The following is a 20,108-nucleotide window of genomic DNA, read 5'->3' on the forward strand; positions in this document are numbered from 1 at the left end:
GCCTAAAGAGACTTTTTCGCTGGCATTTTTGTTAACAATTAAGTAACATTGAATTAACATTAAGAAAACTATTAACCAGGGGTGAAAAAAGGACTCTTATTACTGACACTTTTGACTCTGCATGTGACCAGCTCTCATGCCACGGGTGAGAAGTATCTATCTAGTGATACCAAGCTTGGGCTATTCATTCGATCAGAGTTTGACGACCTCAGTCCAGAGGAAGTTTTGAGCTATGAGAGCAGCTTTGGTGAATTAGTTGGCAAACTCAAGGAGAAGCAAGCATCTATGAAATCAGAAGTTGGGTTTCTCAAATATGTATTTTACACTGTCCATCGGAAAATGCTCGGCGAGTATGAGCAATACGTGACATTTAGTGACATTTTCAAAAAGCAAAAGAAATATGACTGTGTAACAGGGACTGCGTTTTATGCCTTGATACTAGATGAATTGGGAATCGAATATGAGGTACACGAAACGGACTACCATGTCTATTTGGTGGCCTTTTCAAAGGGCAGGGAATACTTGTTTGAATCCACCGATCCGTTAAATGGGTTTGCATGGGATCCCCGGGAAATTGCAGAAAGGAGAGCTTATGTGAATAAAGAATCCTTAAGGATTAATGCGGAGCTGGCTATGACTGGTTTAGCTAGTGAGGATGTAGCTCTTCAAAAGGCAACTTATATTGACACCACCGTTGACTTGCGTCAATTAGCAGGTTTGCATTATTATAACCAAGCCTTGAGGCAATTCAATAACAATTCCTATCGTGAAGCCTATAAGATGATTATCATCGCTCAGGGCATTTACCCTACTCAGCGTATCAAAAATGCCAGCGCATTCATGTTCTCAGCTGCTTTTGAGGATTAATTCAATAGTCCAGCGATATCATCCCTACTAAGGGTCTTAACAAAACTCTCCTCCGTCGTAATCAGATCATCAGCCAGTTTTTGTTTGCTCTGCTGTAGTTGCAAGATTTTCTCTTCTACCGTATTTTTCGTAATAAATCTGTAAGTAAATACTTTGTTCTTTTGGCCGATTCTATGTGCTCTATCTATAGCTTGTGCCTCTATGGCAGGGTTCCACCAGGGGTCTAGCAAAAAGACGTACTCCGCTTTGGTTAAATTGAGGCCCAGACCTCCTGCTTTTAGAGAAATCAAGAACACTTTGATACTCTCATCATCTTGAAAATTCTCCACTTCCTTCTGACGGTCTTTTGTACTGCCGTCAAGATAAGAGTATTTAATTTTTCGCTCTTCAAGATATCCAGACACGATTTTCAAATGCTTAACAAACTGAGAAAACACCAATATTTTATGGTTCTTATTGATTGCATTTTCAAGCATATAGCTGATATCTTCTAGTTTGCCAGAATCTTCCGTGTAGTCTTCATCGGCAAGATAAGGGTGATTAGCAATTTGACGCAGTTTAGTTAATCCCTGTAGTATCATAAACTGAGACTTGCCAATTCCCCCCGTTTCAATTTCCTGCATGATCTTATCCCGATAGGCAGATTTCACTTTTTCATAGGCTTCCTCTTGAGCTTCCGACATGGTACAGTATCGTACATTCTCAATTTTCTCTGGTAAATCTGTAGCCACTTGAGATTTGTGTCTCCTTAGCAAGAATGGTTTGATGATTGTGTAAAGTTTTTTTGTCTTTTCCTCATCATTTTTCTTCTCAATTGGGAGTTGAAATTGATTCCTGAAAAATGTCTTGCCACCCAAAAGTCCAGGGTTGAGGAAAGTCATCTGAGACCAAAGGTCCATGGTAGTATTTTCAATAGGTGTACCTGTCAGTATCAGTTTATAAGATGAATTCAAATCTTTGACACATTTGGAGATATTTGAGTCAGGATTTTTGATTACCTGCGATTCATCCAGAATAATATAGTTGAAATGAAAATCAGCGAGAAGATCAATGTCTTGTCTAATCAAACCATAGGAGGTGATAACCAAATCATAATTGACAAACCTCTTCGGGTCTTTGATTCTTTTGACTCCAGTATAATTCAATATCTTAAGCCCAGGAGTAAACCTCTCTGCTTCTTTTTCCCAATTGTAGATAAGTGAAGTAGGCATGACCAGCAAGCTAGTACCAACGTCATGATTCTGATGAACTGACTGAAGCAATGCTAGTGTCTGTACAGTCTTACCAAGTCCCATATCATCCGCAAGACATCCACCAAGCCTATATTCATTTAAGAATCGCATCCAGTTGAATCCAGCTCGCTGGTAAGGACGCAGTTCACCTCCAAAACCTTCTGGTATTTCATAATCATCAATCTCATCGAAGTCTCGTAGTCTCTCAAGCTTTCGCGAAAGTTGCAGATGTGCGAGATTGGACTCATCTAAATCCTTAACCAAGGAAATGTGATGTTTTTGAAGTTGCAAGGACTCTTCCTCACCTTGGTCGGCAAAGGCCATCAATTCCGAGTATTGGGTAAACCATTCTTCAGGGATCACAGCAATCTCTCCATTAGGGAGCTCGATTTCGTGTTTCTTTTTGAGGATATAATCTCGGATAATTCTAAATGGAATTTCAAATTCTCCAAACTTAATTACCGCATGAATGTCAAACCAATCAATATTTTCTTTGATTTCAATCGTCATTTCAGACTTACCGAGGAAATACTTCTTTTCTCCTCTTCCATTTTGCGTCAAAGTAATACCTGCGTCCTCCAATAGTTTTTTGGTACTCTGAATCCATGAGAATGCCTTAGCGGTGTCCATCGTTGACCGCGCGTGTTTAAGTGCCATTCCGGTTTCACCGAGAAACGAAACAAACCTCTTTTCTTTTTCTAAGTTTCGCTTAATTCTGCAAAATGTGTATTGATCTTCTTTTTTCTCCACATGAACACTAACCTCTTTCATGTGTTCAGCACTGTAATGATGTTCTCCGTAGTTGAACTTAAGTTCAAACAGAATTTTTGATTCCACCGAAGCAGTGCCATTACCGTTTGAATCAAATAACTCCATTGAGTTACCGTTGGATGCCAATTCTGAAAAGTACAAAATAGGCATTACTTCTTTCTCTTCAGTCCTGATCTCGAATCCTTTTGCAAATACATCAAAGGAAGCTACCAGCGGAGCTACGAACTTGTGATAATAATTATCTTCTATTTTCCTCGGTATGGCAATGAATTTTTTGTTCAAAAAAGGTTTGATCTTGTTAGCATCAACATTTTTTTCGAAGCTGTATAGCTTGTTTTCCACCACAATGTATGCCGGATCATTACAGAGAATATATGCTCCCTTATATTGAAACTCAATTTTCTCATCACCGTGCTTAATGGTTGGAAAATAGTGTGTGTTTTCCTCATTTCTTCGGAAATGAAACAATACCGTTGCCCTTTCATTGAGAACCTCTATTTCTTTCCATGCTGGTTCTCCATCATTACCCATTTCGAATAGTCTCTTGCCGTGAAGAAGGGGCATAATCTTAGCCCTTCTGCGTTCTACATAGTTCTTTATTTCCTGCTGGGCATGTTCGTCACCAGTATGTTGATCAAAACATTTGAGAAAAAATTCATCAGGTTTCATTTTTTTCCTGTCGTATTTTTTAGCCACCACGTCAGGCTGCATAGAATCCATGAATTTGATAAGTTCATAATCTTGTTCATCAAGACCCATATCAAATTCACTGGCATTTTTAGCTGAGATGTTCTGATGCGAAAATGTCAATCTCCCCTCTGAGTCCAATTGAATCACAAAAGATTCGAACAAATAGCCCAAATATTGGTGTTCGAACAGGGTATAAATTATTTGAAAAGGTTCACTTGGAGATACTTTCATTTTGACTAAGGCAGAAGGACAATTTAATGATAATTGTTAATGGACTAAACTTTGCAAGTTAAGCGAAATGTGAAAACAGAAAAGAGAAAAGGATGAAAATTATCGATACCATTTTTGTAAAGTATTGTATGTAATTTAGATTGCCTGATGTGTATACGAACATCCTGTTAATTAGTCGTTTAAAATTTAAAAAAGTGTATGAAATTTAGCGAATTAGCCAAGATATGTACAGGAAAAATATTACAACTGCCCCTGGATATAGAAGTACAAGGCCTGGCATTCGACTCTCGTCAAATAGCTATTCAATCCGGTGTAGTTTTTTTTGCCATTACCGGGCAAAACCATGATGGACATCAATTCATAAATGATGCATATGAAAAGGGCGTAAGATTATTTGTCATAGAGCGGGAAACAAAGACAAAATCTGACGCAGCATACTTTCTTGTAGAAAATGCTATCAGTGCAATGCAGGTGCTCGCAAGAGCACATCGAGTTGAGTTTAACTATCCGGTCATAGGTATTACTGGAAGCAATGGAAAGACCATTGTGAAAGAGTGGCTGGCGCAAATGCTTGATGATCAGTTTGATATAGTAAAAAGTCCCAAAAGCTATAACTCCCAGTTGGGAGTCCCACTATCTGTCTGGGCGATGGATGCACATCATAATTTGGGTATTTTCGAAGCTGGAATTTCCGAGACAGGGGAGATGGAACGCTTGGCGCAAGTAATTCAGCCAACCTTGGGTGTTTTTACCAATATCGGCGAAGCACACAACGCCGGCTTTGATAGCATATCTCAAAAAGCAGCTGAAAAGTCCAAACTTTTTGTTCATGCCCAGAAGGTGATTTTTTGTGAGCAACACGAAGCAGTGTACCGCGCATTGAAAGACACTTTGTCTGATCGGGTGGAATTGATTGCCTGGAAGATAAGAGAGCAAAAAGGAAAGAAGTACGAGGTAGAAGTGCTTGGGAAGCAGTTAACGTTTTATCTAAAATATGAAGACCCGGCTTCCGTAGAAAATATTATGCACTGCGCAGCGACCTTGGTTGCATTAAGGTATGATGAGGAATTTATCCAATTGAGACTCAATAGGCTGTCATTGATCAAGATGCGTTTGGAAATGAAGCAGGCTGTCAATAGATCTTACGTGATAGATGATACATATAACAATGACCTATATGGGTTGGAGGTAGCTCTTGATTTTCTAGGTAGACAGAATCAACGTTCAAAAAAAACAGTTATTTTATCTGATTTATATCAAACAGGGCTATCTAATAAGTCTCTTTATGCCAGAGTTAATGAATTGCTTCAAAAAAACAATATTCAAAAGTTTATTGGCATTGGTAAAGAAATCAATCAATCCACAGCAAGTTTTCACGTTTCCTCGGAGTTTTATGATTCGACGAAGGATTTTTTGAATGCTGGCTACGCCCCTTCGGATGAAATTGTTCTGGTTAAAGGAGCGAGGGACTTTGAGTTTGAATTGATTGTAAATAGCATTGAGCAGAAGGCACATGGTACGGTGTTGGAAGTTAACCTTGAAAACTTAATTCATAATTTAAATTTCTTTCGAAGCAAACTTCAGCCCGAAACTAAAATTATGGTAATGGTGAAAGCTCTTGCCTATGGAGGTGGCAATTTTGAAATTGCAAATTTGCTCCAATTTCATAAAGTAGATTACCTCGGAGTAGCCTATGGAGATGAGGCGGTTGAATTGAGAAAAAATGGTATTCACATTCCAATCATGATCATGAATGTGTCCCCCGGTTCCTTCAGATTGCTCAAGGAGTATAATTTAGAGCCAGAAATTTATAGCCTCGATCAATTGATTGATTTTCTGGATTACTTTGAAAATATGCAAGACCTCCCTGCCATCCATATCAAACTGGAAACAGGGATGAACAGGTTAGGATTTACCGAATCTAACCTTTTGCGGCTAATGGAGCAACTCAAGCTTAATAAGCATCTAAAGGTGAAAAGTATTTTTAGCCATCTGGCAGGTAGCGAAGACCCCAGGCATATGGACTATACCTTGCAGCAAGCTGAGAGATTTGAAAGAATGAGTACTCAGATTGCAGATGGTCTGTGGTATAAGCCCATGCGCCATCTGGTAAACACTGGGGGAATAGTAAACCATCCTGAATTACACTTCGATATGGTCAGGTTGGGAATAGGCCTACATGGCTTCGACCCTACACAAACCGAACAGGATAAGCTAAAGATCGTGAGTTCCCTTAAGTGCAATGTTTCTCAAGTCAAGAAAATCCCAGCGGGAGAATCAATTGGATATGGACGGAGCGGCTTTGCAAAAAAAGATACAACTATAGCAATTGTACCCATTGGCTATGCCGACGGGTATTTACGGGCTTTTGGCAACGGCATAGGAAAAATGCTAGTTGGTAATCAATTGGTGCCCACCATTGGTAACGTCTGTATGGATATGACAATGATTGATGTAACTGGTGCATCCGTAAAGTCTGGAGATGAGGTGGTTGTGTTTGGAGAAAAACCATTGATTAGTGAATTGGCAGATTGGATCAAAACAATTCCTTACGAAATTTTGACCAATGTCAGCCAAAGGGTTAAGCGAGTCTTTCTAAGTGAATAGCGCAATTCTAAATTAGGAGAATTTACCAATTGACTTAACTAGTTGTCAAATCTATCTTGCGTACATAATTAATTTGTAATTCATCACAAACCCTTTTTATGTCAGCTATAGAAAAAATTAGAGTGCAAATACTAAGAGCTTATATTGTAGTATGGGCAGTAGGTCTGGCGGCCTTCTTGCTTGCCACTATTTGATCAGCCACAACCTAAGAATTTTTTAAAATTAACCTCTGGAATTCCTTCCGGCGTTTTTGCGTCTTGGCCAATTGACTTCTCTTCTTTTTCTTTTTTGAGCTTCTTCTTCTGTTTTTTGTTTGTTCTATCCATCTTCGTTCTTTAACTCAAAATGAAATTTAATGAATCCAACAGACAAAAAGTACTTTCAAAATCATATGCCCGAAAATGTATGTTTTGGCTGTGGTATTCTCAATGATAAAGGCTTACAAATCAAAAGCTACTGGGAAGGTGATGAATCCGTCTGTCACTGGCAGTCAAAAGAGCATTACCATGGTTGGTCGGATTTGATGAATGGTGGTATCATGGCCACTTTGATCGATTGTCATTGTATGGGCACCGCCATGGCTCACGCTTATCGGGAGGAAGGCCGGGAGCTGGATACTTTGCCAGAATACCGCTATGCTACTGGTACTTTGAATGTGAAATACCTCAGACCTACCTCAAATAAGCATCCGGTGGAATTGCGGGCCTTGGTATTAGAAGTAAAAGGTAAAAAAACAGTGATGCATTGTGATTTTTTCTGTCAGGGGGAGAAAACGGCAGAAGCTGAAGTGATTGGCATTCGGGTGTTTGACAGTAGTCAGGAAGAAGGCGACAATGTATTCAAATCATAAAATCCCCCTTTGAGAGAGGGGGATCGCGTTGTTGTATCTTGTGTTGCAAAATCTATTCTTTATCCTGCTTGGCTGCCTCTTTTCTCTCGATAAAATAAGAGGCAAATAGTCCGGTGCCTCCAAAGATCATCAAGAAGGAGAATACTGCTGGTTCATCGTCTAATAATCTTGCTTCGGCAACAATGTTTCCTACCAGTATCCCAATACCGGCTCCAATGAGTAATAAGCCATATCTGAGTGCTGGAAATGAATTATTCTTTTGGTTCCTATTAAAAATATTAGCATCCCCACCTTTTTCTATCAGCGCTAATCTTTCGTCGTTTTGAAATTTTCTAATAATGATTAAGACAATCGCTATTGAAATAAAGAGTACGATTGGGATTAAAAATTCTGGTCCATTCATGATTTTAAATTTTTGATTTGCCCATTGGACACAGAGAGTTTGTTCCTGGTTACAAGAAAGCCAAAAAATATTCTTTGTAACTTGATTGAAACTCGTTGCGTCACATCGGCAGTGAAAGAGACTATTTCAGATATTCAATTGATAGAAAACATCAAAACCGGAGATATGTCCAGTTTTGAAGTACTAGTTAACAGGCATAAGAATTTTGCCTTTACGATTGCAGATCGAATTCTTCAGAATGAAGAAGATGCCGAAGAAATAGCACACGATGCTTTCGTAAAGCTTCTTACTTCAATTGACAAATTCAAAGGTGAGTCTAAATTCACTACTTGGTTTTACCGAATTGTCATGAATATGGCGATTAGTAAAACAAGGAAGAAAAAAATAAGGACGGAAGACATAGATAATCGACCCGATGGTATTGCAGGATATTCTAGCTTTGAAGAATTTGGAGGACTCAATTTGCAAGATCGGACTTATTATTTGAATAAGGCGGTGAGTCAACTGAAAGAAGAAGAACGACTCCTTATCACACTTTACTATTTCGATGAACTAGATATGGATGAGATAGAGGAGGTAACTAAAATAGACAAAGGAAACCTGAAGGTGAAAATATTCAGGGCAAGAAAGAAATTGGCGGTCCACTTGCAGAGACTTCTACCGTCAGAATTGGAAAGTATCATGTAATCCTGTTTATAGAAACGTTTAATTTTGAAACCATGGACAGTACGGATAAAGAGATCAAACAATTTGAAGCACTAGAAAATAGCGATAAAATATCGATGGATTTGAAGGATATTCAAGACCTAGATCAATGGATGAAATCATTGCCGCTCAAAAAGGTAGGCACTAATTTCACCTCTACCGTGATAGCATCTGCTTTACTGGCCAAGAAACGTCATGCTAATTTTAAAATTCTGGTTTGGATGATGGCTTTCTTTGGTATACTTATCATTACTTCCTACTTTTTGATGGGTAGCGGAGAGCCCAGTTTTGAATTCACATATTTGGATAATGTAAGAGAGCAATCCTTTAAGGTTCTTGATATAATAGCTGATCCGAAGTTGCGTCAGCTATTTCTCATCATAGAAGGGATTATCTGTTTAGTAGTTATAGAAAAGCTCGTAAGCAGCTTCAGAATTCTAAGACATTCCGTCTGACAAAATATTATTAAAATTTTTCAAGAAAGAGTTGATAAATTAAAGTCGCTATTTATCTTTGCAGTCCCTTAACCAGAGGGGATAGTAAAAAGCGAAAGTAGCTCAGCTGGTAGAGCGCCACCTTGCCAAGGTGGAGGTCGCGAGTTCGAACCTCGTCTTTCGCTCCAATTGAGTGTGAGAGTGTATGTGAGTGAGAAGGTGCATAAGCATCGCGCATACACTTTTTTTGTATCCAAATCACGCTTAAGTCTACTGCCGGAATGGTGGAATTGGTAGACACGCAAGACTTAAAATCTTGTGACTTTCGAGTCGTGTGGGTTCAAGTCCCACTTCTGGCACAAAGAGCCTCCCTAAAGGGGGGCTTTTTGCGTTTTAGTGATGCTGGCCTCGATCATTGGCGTATAGGTTAGAATCAGTCAGCAAAGTTTGCATCAAAATGAAAGTGGTCAGGCATACATATATGTATGTAAGGTTGATAAATTCAAATTCTTAAGTGTCTAAAGGATAGCTATTGAAATCAATAAGTATCTCTGTAGATTGAATAGACAATCCAATTAACCAAAGAGGAGCTTTATGGTGCTGAGCGGTAAATCCGAATTGTTACCATCCCTAAGACGTGTCATTACCAACTTAGCCAATAGATTCCTCGTCTCTTGAGTCTGCCATATAAAAATGTAGGTTGAACTAACATAGTGTATTCTCAACATTTTCACTTAGCCCATCTTTAAATACGTGAATGCCCCCTAAATCCCACCTTGATGGTAATTCTAATTTTCGGCTGAAGGATTTTAAAATACGATTCGGGCCGTTGTCAATGCAACACATGGCGCTCTATCCATAATAATTGTCAAATCGGAGGATCTATCTTAATATTAATTTGCCTTGGTGCTCTGAAATCGTACATTTCTGTCCTTCTAACTCAAAATTTTGAAAAACGTAGGGGGAATTTTCTGAGAGAATGGCATTTATCCCTTATAGCGAAGTCTCGCACAAGAATAATTAAAAGAGTAGGTGCTTCATCTTGACCATAAAACACCTACAAGTATTAAAACTTATTTCAAATCAAATTTAACAAATATGAAACATTTAAAACTACTTGGTTTTCTCTGTTCATTACTTTTTAGTACGGCCTTGATGGCTCAGGATACAGTGTCCGGTACTATCATTGATGAAAATGGAGAAGCAGTGATTGGGGCGAGTGTCTTAATCAAGGGTACTACGAAAGGAACTACGACTGATATCGATGGAAAGTTCAGTCTTGAGGCCGAGGGTGTGGATGCTACCTTGATTATTAGCTACATTGGCTATGAAAAGCAGGAGGTGTTTGTTGGTAGTAGAACCACCATTGATGTAACCATGCAGCCGGATTTAGAACAACTTGAAGAAGTTGTGATTACAGCATTAGGTTTCAAAGAGAAAAAGGATAAACTGGGTTCGACCTACTCTACAGTAAAAACTGAAGATGCGGTGAGATCAGGAGAATCCAATGTTTTGAACTCTTTAGCCTCAAAGGCATCTAACGTGCAAATAAATGCAGTAAATGGAGATCCGGGGGCAGGCACTAATATTAGAATTAGAGGCGCTAATACGATAACGGGTAGTCCTGATCCATTATATATTATTGACGGAATTCCCGTATCTGGTGGTGTTACCGTTAGTGAGACGATTGGCGGAAATACAATTTCGGGTGGGGCAGACGCAGGAACTTCACAAAGTTCTAGATTAAATGACCTCAACCCAAACGATATTGAATCAATCCAGGTACTTAAGGGAGCTTCGGCTGCTGCACTTTGGGGATCAAGAGCGGCTAATGGCGTTGTTGTTATTACTACCAAGAATGGCTCGGCTGGTAAGCCTACAATAAGCTACAAAGCAACTTATTCAGTGGACAAAGTTCAGGAGAGAATTAAGTTACAAAATACTTATGGGCAGGGAAGAAGCGGTTCCTGGGGAGCTACCCGTACAGAATCTTGGGGAGACTACATTCCGGACAGAGCTGGAGGTGCTGATGATGTGAATACTTCAGGAGGATACTTTGAGGCACCTGATGGCACGAAATATTATCCGGTAAATACAAAAAACTCAACAGAAACATTTGTGGATTCCAATTGGGATGCCGTAATCGGAACTGGGGAGTTTTTGCAGCATGACTTGTCTGTAAGTGGAGGAAGTGACAAGGCAACTTATTTTTTCAGTCTTGGCCGTTTGGATCAAAACGGAATAGTGAAGAATTCAGAATATGAAAGAACCAATGTACGTTTTAACACTGACTTTACATTGGCTGACTGGTTGACTTTTAAATCTAAGGCTGGATATACGAATTCCTTCACAAATAGAATTCAGCAAAGTTCGAATGTTACAGGTCTTATGCTAGGACTGCTGCGAGGACCAGCTGACTTTGACATCACACATTATCAGGGAACTTATTACGATGCCAACGGTATTGCCTCAGAAAATGTACAGCGATCATATAGACGTCATTTGGGTAATGGGTCAGCAGGCTATAATAACCCATTGTGGACTGTAGAAAATCAGGGAGCTAATTCAAAGGTGAACAGATTTGTAATATCTAATGAATTAAACATAGTGCCAACTGATTGGTTACAGATTATACTAAGAAATGGTATTGATTACTATACTGATAATCAAATCTATATGTTTGCGCCAGGTTCGGCCAGCGACCGAAGTGTTGGTGTTTTTGCGGATGATGATATAAGCAATCGTGAAATCAATTTCGATGCCATAGCTCGCGGAGATTTTGAATTAAACTCAAACGTTAGTCTGCAAGTCACTTTGGGTTTCAATGTCAATGACAAAGCCTATAAAATTCAGTCGTCAACATTAAGAGGGTTTAGTGCTTTTGTCCTTCGGCCAACAAGTGAATTAAACGGTGATGCCTCTTCAACTACCTTTCAGAATGAAAGACAGGTTTCACGATCGAACCGAGGATACGGAATTCTTAATTTCGACTTATTTAATCAGTTAAATGTATCACTGTCAGGGGCGAGCGAAGCTGCATCAACGGTTAAAGGCTCTTTCTTTTATCCGGCAGTGGAACTTGGATGGAGATTCTCAGAGCAATTTGATTTAAGCCCAGCAGGGATAACATTTGCTAAACTAAGAGCGACTTGGGGGCAGGTTGGTATTCAGCCATTGCCACATAAGACTCAAACACTTTCTCAGACGGCTTTTACACATACCACTTATGATTCCGATCTAGCCATTGCTCAGTTTGGAGGTGGTTTCAGATTGTCAGATGAACTCGGAGATCCGGATTTAGTACCAGAGATTAAGACCGAATGGGAAGTTGGTTTAGATTTAAAACTATTCAGCGATAGAGTTAGCTACGGTGTGACTTATTACCAAAACGAAATAAAGGATATGCTTATTCCTGTTGAATTAGCACCTTCTTTAGGTTATGAGACTCAGTACACCAACGCTGCAACTATGGAAAACAAAGGCCTTGAGATGGATTTGGACGTAACTATTTTACGTAATTCGGACTGGAACGTCGGTGTTTATGGCAATTTTGGCCAAAACAGAAATGAAGTAACTGCACTAAAGAATACGGAAACGGTTGATTTGACTCCTGGAGCCTCAGTAAGTTCTAGAGCCATTGTCGGAGAGCCTTTGGGTGTTCTATATGGTACAGGCTCACTTCGCGATGATGCTGGAAATCTTGTCTTAGATGCCAACAACTTTCCTCAACTAAATCCTGAACCTGTAATACTAGGAGACCCTAACCCGGATTGGAAAGGTGGATTTGGATTCAGAGCAAGTTGGAAAGGATTTGCGCTAAATGCTCTATTTGAGCATTCTCAGGGAGGCGTGTTCTCACCAAGAACTCTTTGGGTGTTAAGAAGATTCGGTACTACTGTAGAGACTGCCAACACAATGACCTTATCCCAGGATTTAGTCAATATTGATGGTGATCTAATTACTGCAGGTACAACAGTAAGGGGAAATGTACATGATTTCGGGGGAGGAAATGTATTGTTGGACGAATCTTGGTATAGAAGTAGTGGCCTAGGAGGCGGTTTTGGAGATAGTCAGTTATATGACCAGGGAGCTATTAAAGATGCTACATTCACAAGATTAAGAGAGTTATCCGTGTCTTATACGTTAAATAGCCAGGGATTCAGAAATGCGACTAAACTGAGCTCGATTGTTTTCACTGCAACCGGTAGGAATTTATTTCTTTGGGACAATATAGAAGGTATCGATCCGCAAGTGAGCCAGTTTGGAACAGGTAACGGTATAGGTCTAGAATACTTTACCAACCCTAGTACAAAATCCTTTGTATTCTCAGTAGGTATTAACTTTTAATGTAGAAAACAATGAAAAATTTAATTAATATATTTTTAGTAATATCCCTAATGATAGGTACTTCATGTGAAGACTTAGTAGAGGATATTAATGACAACCCGAACGCCATTAGTCCTGAAGACCTGAGCAGTAGCCAGTTTTTGACAGGTGCAATGCTCGCAAATACGGTGGTTCAGGCAGGACATTTTAACAGAATTGCCGGCACATGGTCTGGTCAATTGGAAGGTTTTCAATCTGTATATGGTGCAGCACATCAATATCAGATTACTTCTGCGGAGGCTGAAGCTACGTGGATAGCGGCGTATACAGGAGTGGTTACTAACGCAAGATACATCGTAAATAATGAAGCATCTACTCCTTTATTGCGTGGAATCGCGAAAATTGTAGAAGCTAATGCACTAGGTACTATGGCTAGCTTATTCGGCGATATCCCTTACAGCGAGATAAATAATGCCGACATTGCGAATCCGGCTTATGATTCCCAGAGTGCAGTTTTTTTAGCCATCATTGATGATTTGGACGATGCAATTACTTTATTGGGAACTGCTACAAGTGGACTTGCGCAGGACATTCATTTTTCAGGTAATAAGGACAAATGGTTGGAAGTAGCTAACACGCTGAAAGCAAGGTATTATCTTCAGCTTAAAGACTACAGCAATGCCTTGACTGCAGCGCAATCTGGTATATCAGATTATTCTGGATCAATGATTTTCACCCCAGTTGATCCGGGAGATGCAGCAGAAGATAATGATGCAGTAAACTTATTTTGGCAAATATTAAATGGAGGTAGAGCAGGAGATATAGGTACGGGAAGTAGTTATTTGATGAACCTTCTCGATCCAGCGTCTGCAACATCAAGAAATAATTCTAAAACCGATGAAACTGCACGTCATGGATATTACGCTATTGATGAATCAAGTGGAACGGCTAACAATGGTATCATTGCACAAACGGAGCCACATGAACTAGTGTCATATCAAGAAAATCTTTTGATTTTGGCTGAATGTGATGCAAGAATTAATAGTTTGACTGCAGGTTTAAATCATCTGAATCAGTTAAGATTCTGGTTGGCTGGCGGCGGACGTTTGAATACGGCCTATTCAGGTTTGGCATATACATATGATGCGTACGTGGCGGCTGACTTTGCTGCTGGAGGTATTGAAAATACTGACAATATATCTGAAGTCCGAGCATTTTTAAGAGAGGTAATAGAAGAGAGATATGTTTCAGGTTTTGGTTCTTTCATTCCTTTCAACGATGCTAGAAGGTTGCGAAAATCAGATGGTGATATTGCAGTGGGATTTCCGACAAATACTGGAACTCAGTATCCGGAGAGGTTTCTTTACGCGAACGTAGAAGTAAATTCTAATACAAGTTCGCCTACTGTATTACCTGGCTTATTCGATGCGACCCCAGTTAATCAATAGATACAACCATATTTTAAAATGCAATACAAGCCCGCTTTTTGCGGGCTTGTTCTATTAGATTCTTGTAGAATGAGACTAATCATCATCGGTTTTTTTGCCTTCTTCTATATATTTTCATGTTCTACAAAGAATGAAGAGAGGACATTACCCTCCGGTCAAAAATGGGATGTACTGGTCAACAATTTTATTGAAGAATATTTTGTACTAGAGCCTACAGTGGCAATCCATGCTGGAAGGCATGAGTTTGATGGGCAACTACCAGATTTTAGTTATGAAGGAATTTCTGGAAAGATAATGATGCTGAAAAAGTATCGGAGTGAAGTACAGTTTTTTGAGTCAGCAGACTTAGATTCTATCAGGCTGTTTGAAAAAAAACACTTACTCAGTATCATTCAAAGTCAACTTTTTTGGCTTGAGCAAGCTAGGTGGCCGTATCGAAATTTTCGCTACTATAGAAGCATATTATCCCCTGAAATTTACGTATCTAAAAATTATGCACCTCTAGACAAACGTTTGGTAGCTTTCATTAATTACCTCGAACGGTTTCCGGTCGCTGTAAATCAAATTCGAGAAAATATGTCAGCCTATCCACTTGGTGAAGTGCAGATAGATTTGGGGCGTGGTTTTTTTGGAGGATTAGCAGACTACTTTGAAAGTGAGGTCCCACTAATTTTTCAAGTTGTTTCGAATGAGGCATTGAAAATTAAATACGAACAAGCTAATAGGGAAGCTATTAATGCCGCACGAGATTTGACGAAGTGGCTAGATGAGCAGATAAAGACTGAGAGTGAATTTGCTATGGGTAAGCAGATGTTTGAAGATATGCTACGCCAAACGGAACAACTAAATGTTAACGTTGAACAACTAAAGCAACTAGGAGAGGAGGATTTGCACAGAAACCTTGAGGCATTAAGGCAAACTTGCCAATCATTTTCTTTTGGACTAAGCATTTCAGAATGCATACAAAAGGTAAAGGATGAAAAGCCAAAAGAAGGCTCGATTCAGGCTGCTAGTGAAAACTTAAAGCGTCTGAAAAATTTTATTATCAAAAATGAAATAATATCAATACGTAGTGAACAAGAGTGTCTGGTAGTGGAGGCACCTCCATATAGAAGAACAAATGGAGCATATATAAGTATTCCAGGTCCGTATGAGCCGGATTCTGTTCGAGCCATGTTCTATCTGTCTCCGGCAAATGAAAATTGGTCTGAGGAGGAAATTACAAAGTATACCAGAAGTAAAAATAGTGTCATAAATACTGCAGTTCATGAAGTATGGCCTGGACATTTTTTGCAACGCATGCACGCCAAGTATAATTGTTCTTCTAAGCTTGGGCAATTGTTCAAAAGCCGTGTTTTTTCTGAAGGATGGGCACACTATGCAGAGGAAATGATGTTAGAAGCAGGTTTCAAAAGTGATGATGAGGCTTATCGAATTACACAAATCCTGGGATCACTTACAAGAAATGTGAGATTTCTAAGTGCTATAGGATTGCATACTTCTGATATGACTGTAGAACAATCCGAAGAGATGTTCAGAGAGAAGGCGTTTTTAAGTCCTGGATCGGCTCGCCAACAGGCTGCACGTGGAGTCTACGATCCAGGCTATTTTAATTACACACTCGGTAAGCTGATGATTAGGGAGATGAAACGTAAGGGTATAAAAAATGGGAAATCTTTAAAGGAATTTCATGATGAACTTTTATCCTTTGGAATGCCACCTATTCCCTTAATTTATGAGCAGATATTTGGCGAAAAATTCATTTTTGAGAGTAACTCTAAGATTCAGATGAATCAATATACTCAGAGCTCCAACAACTAGGAAGTATTTAGTCATCCAAAAACCATTGGTGAGAAATAAGAACACCATCCTCGTCAGCATAGACATAATCCCCGGGATGGATGTCAGTGCCTCCAATATTGATTGTCATGTTATCATAGCCAAAACTTTTTTTGCTACTTTTAATAGGACAAGTGCCTAAGGCTTTAATACCGATAGGAAGTATATTGATTTGTTTAGAATCTCGGATATAACCATTGATAACAAATCCTTCCCAACCATTTTTAATCGCTTGCACCACGACCTGGTCACCAATCAATGCACAATGTGGAGATCCGCACCCGTCTATTACAAGTACCTTTCCATTGCCATCCTCAAGTATTTTTTTCTTAAGTAGTGCGTTATCCTCATAAAGTTTCAAGGTAACAATCTCGCCTGTAAAACGAGGCCGAAGTCCATAACTAGTAAAAATTGGTGGTAAACACTTGATATGACTGCTATGCATATCGCATAAACCTGCCAGCGAGAAATTTTCTTTTTTCATGAATCCTGAGAACTAGTAATAGGGTTAATTTTTTCTGCCGGAATGCCAGCTTCTATTTCAGTAAACGAAGTCTGTATTTTATGATTTTTATTTTCGACTCTTTCTACTTCCAAAAATTCTATTAAATTATCTGAGGGGTCAGACAAAAAGAATCGATTAATCCCATATAATTCTATTGATTGCTCCTTAATATATAAGCCTCGGTCGGTAATATAGTCCCTCCATTCATTTATGTCACTGACCGATATGGCAAAATGGACTCTTTCAATACTTTCAAGTGGAGGAGTTTCTATGATATGTAGCGAACACTCATCAGTAATTTGCAACCATCTGATACGGTGATTATATGCTGATTGAGGTGTTTCTATATCTTCAAACCCGAGGGTATGATAGAATTCAAGAGCTTCTTCCAGGTTTTCTACCATAATGGCAATATGATGCAGGGAAATTTTCTTTGAATTCATAATCCTATTTCGTTATACATAATATATTTAAAAACTTTGCTGAACAATCTATTTTACGCTTGACTTGATGTTCTCCCAGTTATTGAGCGTTAGTGAAGAGACAACTAGAAAAATACCTATGAGCGATAGATAACCCAACGACTCATCAAAAATGAAGTACCCGAAGACAATAGAAATGATTATGCCAGAGTACTGTATAGGCACTACCTTAGATAAAGCACCAGAATGAATAGATACCGTTAGATAGTATTGAGCCAGCTGTGTCAAGATACCTATCACAAGTAGTATTAGCCAATCGAGTCCAACAGGCTGTACCCAATAGAAGTAAGAATATGTTCCTGATATGGGTAAAAGAACCAGTGGAAAATAAAATATAATCACCAGTGGGTGCTCGAGCCCTTTCATTTTTTTAATTATCACAGTAACCAAACCCGCACTGATTGCCATAATTATACCTGTCATAAAATCGATCATGTTAATTTGACCATTGAAACCTTTTACGAGAACTGCTCCGAGCAATGCAATTGCCATATATATCCACTGTGATGTTTTAAGTTTTTCGTTTAGCCAGAGAATACCAAAAAACAAAGAAAATATGGGACCCAGATAACGAAATGTAGTTACCGTTGCAAATGGGATCTTTTGTAACAAGTAAAAGATCAATAAAAGTGATGTGCCACCAAATATGCCTCTTGAAATGAGTAAAACTTTGTTGTTGCCCCAGTGATTGATTTGCAACTTGCTTAATCCATATAGACAAAGCATTAGGGGAATAACGGACCTAAAAAATATGATTTCGGGGGGGATGTGTGGAATGAATTTGACACAAGTATGCATTATCTGAATAAAAACAACATATAAGGCCATGTGTAATAGCGATTTGCTTTCTGTCATGTCTAGCAAATGCACAAAAATTGAAATATTCGCCCAATAGCCGACCTATAATTTATATGTAACATTAGGGGGAAATTGTATATAATAAAGCATTTGTTGAATGACCTGAATAAATGTTTGGGTCGTCGTGATAAAAGGATAAATCAGTAGTAATGTCTAGTAGATTGGAGATATCAATTCATAAGTACATTGAAAAGAGTAGTTGGTTCCATTTTCAATGTAAAATTTTAGTTTCGTTACTTAAGACTTTTTTTGTCGGGTTTAGTTTGGTATGGGGTCCTGCTTGTGCTCAGCAAATGGCGCAGCAGGAACTTCATTTACTTACTCATGAAACAAAAGTTCAATCACTTCATGAATTCAGAGAGTTTTTAGCACTGCCAAATTATGGAAGACATTCAGATCAGGTAAGACCAAACCTTGAGTGGTGTAGATCAAGATTTATTGGACTCGATTTTAAAGTAAAAGAAATTGAAACAGATGGTATGCCATTGTTGATGGCGGAAAAAATAATTTGCCCCGATCGCGAAACGGTTTTGTTTTACCTGCAGATTGATGGTCAACCAGTAAATGATGAACTTTGGGATCAGAAGAATCCGTACCAGGCGGTGATAAAGAAAAAGGGAGTCGAAGGAAGAGGTTGGGAGACTATTGAATGGTCTGAAATTAATGAGACAATAAATCCCGACTGGCATGTGTTTGCCAGATCTACTGCAGATGCTAAAGGCCCAGCACTAGCCTTTATAAGGGCGTTGGATATATTGGAAGATAAGAAAATTCAGCCCGAATTTAATGTTAAGGTTATTATGGATTTTCAAGAAGAATTGGGCTCTCCGGATCTTCCAAAGGCCGTTGAAAAGAATAGACAATTGCTTAAGTCAGACTATCTGGTTATTATGGATGGTGTCAGAAGTATATCTAATGTGCCAACACTGACCTTTGGAGCACGGGGTAACACCACTTTGGAATTGACTGTTTATGGTCCTAAGAAGGTGTTGCATAGTGGACATTATGGAAATTATGCTCCAAATCCTGTATTTAGCGCTTCGCATCTGATAGCCTCAATGAAAAATGAAAAAGGCTTGGTACTTGTTCCAGGGTTTTACGATGGGATCCAAATTGATGATGCTCTAAAAATAGAGTTAGACAAGGTCCCTGAAGACAGGTATAATTTACTAAAAGAAATGGGTGTGGCTGCTACGGAAAGTATAGGGGAGACTTATCAAGAAGCTATGCAATACCCATCATTAAATATTCGAGGAATTCAGGCGGGATGGGTAGGAAAGAACAGAAGAACAATTATTCCTGATAAGGTGATTGTAGAAATAGATATGAGATTGGTTAAAGAAACCTCGGGTGAAAGACAGGTTAGACTGATAAGGAAACATATTGAGAGTCAGGGTTTCTATGTGATAGAAGGTAAGCTGCCAACAGAAGAAGAAAGATCCAGCTTCCCTAAGCTAGCCTCATTGGAATATACCATTGGCTCAAAACCTTTTGTGACAGAATTTGGAGGAACCATTGACTCTTGGTTGACAAATGCTTTAGAAAAGGCGACAGGTACAAAGCCACTTAGGATAAGGATGACTGGTGGGTCACAACCTATAGCACCTTTCATAAATACCTTAAATATTCCAGCCGTTGCTGTCCGGTTGGGCAATCCTGACGCTAACCATCATGCACCTAATGAAAATCTGCGAGTCGGCAATTTTTTTGAAGGAATACTAACCTGCATGGGAATTTTGACCGAAAAACTGAATAACTCAGCTAATTAAAGCTGTGTAAACTTGTACCGCCGAACCTTTTTAGATGACTTGCTTGCTGCGCCTAACTGACAACATAACTTTTGTCATTTGAACATTGCAG

15 protein-coding genes and 2 tRNA genes are annotated in these 20,108 nt (G+C 39.1%); 11 read left to right on the plus strand and 6 right to left on the minus strand.

What is annotated here, in order from left to right:
- Positions 1-81 precede the first annotated feature (81 nt).
- Complete coding sequence (locus ABJD64_RS03695; protein ID WP_348177536.1) at positions 82-867, plus strand: hypothetical protein; 786 nt, start codon at positions 82-84, stop codon at positions 865-867.
- Here ABJD64_RS03695 and ABJD64_RS03700 read toward each other — a convergent pair.
- Positions 864-3,791 (minus strand): SNF2-related protein, encoded by a 2,928-nt coding sequence (locus tag ABJD64_RS03700; protein ID WP_348177538.1) that lies wholly within the window; start codon positions 3,789-3,791, stop codon positions 864-866. The two genes, ABJD64_RS03695 and ABJD64_RS03700, sit on opposite strands and share 4 nt — an antisense overlap.
- A gap of 198 nt (positions 3,792-3,989) precedes the next feature.
- Between ABJD64_RS03700 and ABJD64_RS03705 the strand changes: the two genes are divergently transcribed.
- Entirely contained in the window at positions 3,990-6,398 is a 2,409-nt protein-coding gene (locus tag ABJD64_RS03705; protein ID WP_348177540.1) for a bifunctional UDP-N-acetylmuramoyl-tripeptide:D-alanyl-D-alanine ligase/alanine racemase, read from the plus strand.
- A gap of 194 nt (positions 6,399-6,592) precedes the next feature.
- Here the strand turns inward: ABJD64_RS03705 and ABJD64_RS03710 are convergent, their stop codons facing one another.
- Positions 6,593-6,724 (minus strand): hypothetical protein, encoded by a 132-nt coding sequence (locus tag ABJD64_RS03710; protein ID WP_348177542.1) that lies wholly within the window; start codon positions 6,722-6,724, stop codon positions 6,593-6,595.
- Positions 6,725-6,753: 29 nt separating this feature from the next.
- On the opposite strand from ABJD64_RS03710, the gene ABJD64_RS03715 reads away from it, so the two are divergent.
- Positions 6,754-7,248 carry a PaaI family thioesterase gene (locus ABJD64_RS03715; protein ID WP_348177544.1) on the plus strand — a complete coding sequence of 165 codons (495 nt, stop codon included), beginning with the start codon at positions 6,754-6,756 and terminating at the stop codon, positions 7,246-7,248.
- A gap of 52 nt (positions 7,249-7,300) precedes the next feature.
- On the opposite strand, the gene ABJD64_RS03720 is transcribed toward ABJD64_RS03715, so the two are convergent.
- On the minus strand, positions 7,301-7,651 hold the full coding sequence (locus ABJD64_RS03720; protein ID WP_348177546.1) for a DUF6249 domain-containing protein: 351 nt from the start codon (positions 7,649-7,651) through the stop codon (positions 7,301-7,303).
- A gap of 81 nt (positions 7,652-7,732) precedes the next feature.
- Between ABJD64_RS03720 and ABJD64_RS03725 the strand changes: the two genes are divergently transcribed.
- From ABJD64_RS03725 to ABJD64_RS03755, 7 genes are all read left to right on the plus strand, one after another.
- Positions 7,733-8,338, plus strand: a complete 606-nt coding sequence (locus tag ABJD64_RS03725; RefSeq protein ID WP_348177548.1) for a sigma-70 family RNA polymerase sigma factor — start codon at positions 7,733-7,735, stop codon at positions 8,336-8,338.
- Positions 8,339-8,370: 32 nt separating this feature from the next.
- Positions 8,371-8,811 carry a hypothetical protein gene (locus ABJD64_RS03730; protein ID WP_348177550.1) on the plus strand — a complete coding sequence of 147 codons (441 nt, stop codon included), beginning with the start codon at positions 8,371-8,373 and terminating at the stop codon, positions 8,809-8,811.
- A 91-nt stretch (positions 8,812-8,902) separates the two neighbouring features.
- Positions 8,903-8,978: transfer RNA gene (locus ABJD64_RS03735), tRNA-Gly, on the plus strand.
- Positions 8,979-9,065: 87 nt separating this feature from the next.
- A tRNA-Leu gene (locus ABJD64_RS03740) sits at positions 9,066-9,149 on the plus strand.
- Between the two features lie 739 nt (positions 9,150-9,888).
- A complete protein-coding gene (locus ABJD64_RS03745) occupies positions 9,889-13,137 on the plus strand; it encodes a SusC/RagA family TonB-linked outer membrane protein (protein ID WP_348177552.1) in 3,249 nt (1,082 codons plus the stop codon).
- A gap of 11 nt (positions 13,138-13,148) precedes the next feature.
- Complete coding sequence (locus ABJD64_RS03750; protein WP_348177554.1) at positions 13,149-14,564, plus strand: SusD/RagB family nutrient-binding outer membrane lipoprotein; 1,416 nt, start codon at positions 13,149-13,151, stop codon at positions 14,562-14,564.
- Positions 14,565-14,633: 69 nt separating this feature from the next.
- Positions 14,634-16,385: a DUF885 domain-containing protein gene (locus tag ABJD64_RS03755; protein WP_348177556.1), complete on the plus strand. Its 1,752-nt coding sequence runs from the start codon at positions 14,634-14,636 to the stop codon at positions 16,383-16,385.
- A 7-nt stretch (positions 16,386-16,392) separates the two neighbouring features.
- On the opposite strand, the gene rraA is transcribed toward ABJD64_RS03755, so the two are convergent.
- From rraA to ABJD64_RS03770, 3 genes are read right to left on the minus strand one after another with little or no spacing between them, the layout of a single operon-like run.
- Entirely contained in the window at positions 16,393-16,887 is a 495-nt protein-coding gene (rraA, locus tag ABJD64_RS03760) for a ribonuclease E activity regulator RraA (protein ID WP_348177558.1), read from the minus strand.
- Positions 16,884-17,351 (minus strand): VOC family protein, encoded by a 468-nt coding sequence (locus ABJD64_RS03765; RefSeq protein WP_348177560.1) that lies wholly within the window; start codon positions 17,349-17,351, stop codon positions 16,884-16,886. Before ABJD64_RS03765 ends, rraA begins: the two co-directional genes overlap by 4 nt.
- 48 nt (positions 17,352-17,399) lie before the next feature.
- Entirely contained in the window at positions 17,400-17,813 is a 414-nt protein-coding gene (locus ABJD64_RS03770; protein WP_348177562.1) for an EamA family transporter, read from the minus strand.
- 584 nt (positions 17,814-18,397) lie between these two features.
- Between ABJD64_RS03770 and ABJD64_RS03775 the strand changes: the two genes are divergently transcribed.
- Complete coding sequence (locus ABJD64_RS03775) at positions 18,398-20,017, plus strand: M20/M25/M40 family metallo-hydrolase (protein WP_348177564.1); 1,620 nt, start codon at positions 18,398-18,400, stop codon at positions 20,015-20,017.
- Positions 20,018-20,108 lie beyond the last annotated feature (91 nt).

Source organism: Reichenbachiella sp. (assembly GCF_039944555.1).
Lineage (GTDB): Bacteria > Bacteroidota > Bacteroidia > Cytophagales > Cyclobacteriaceae > Reichenbachiella.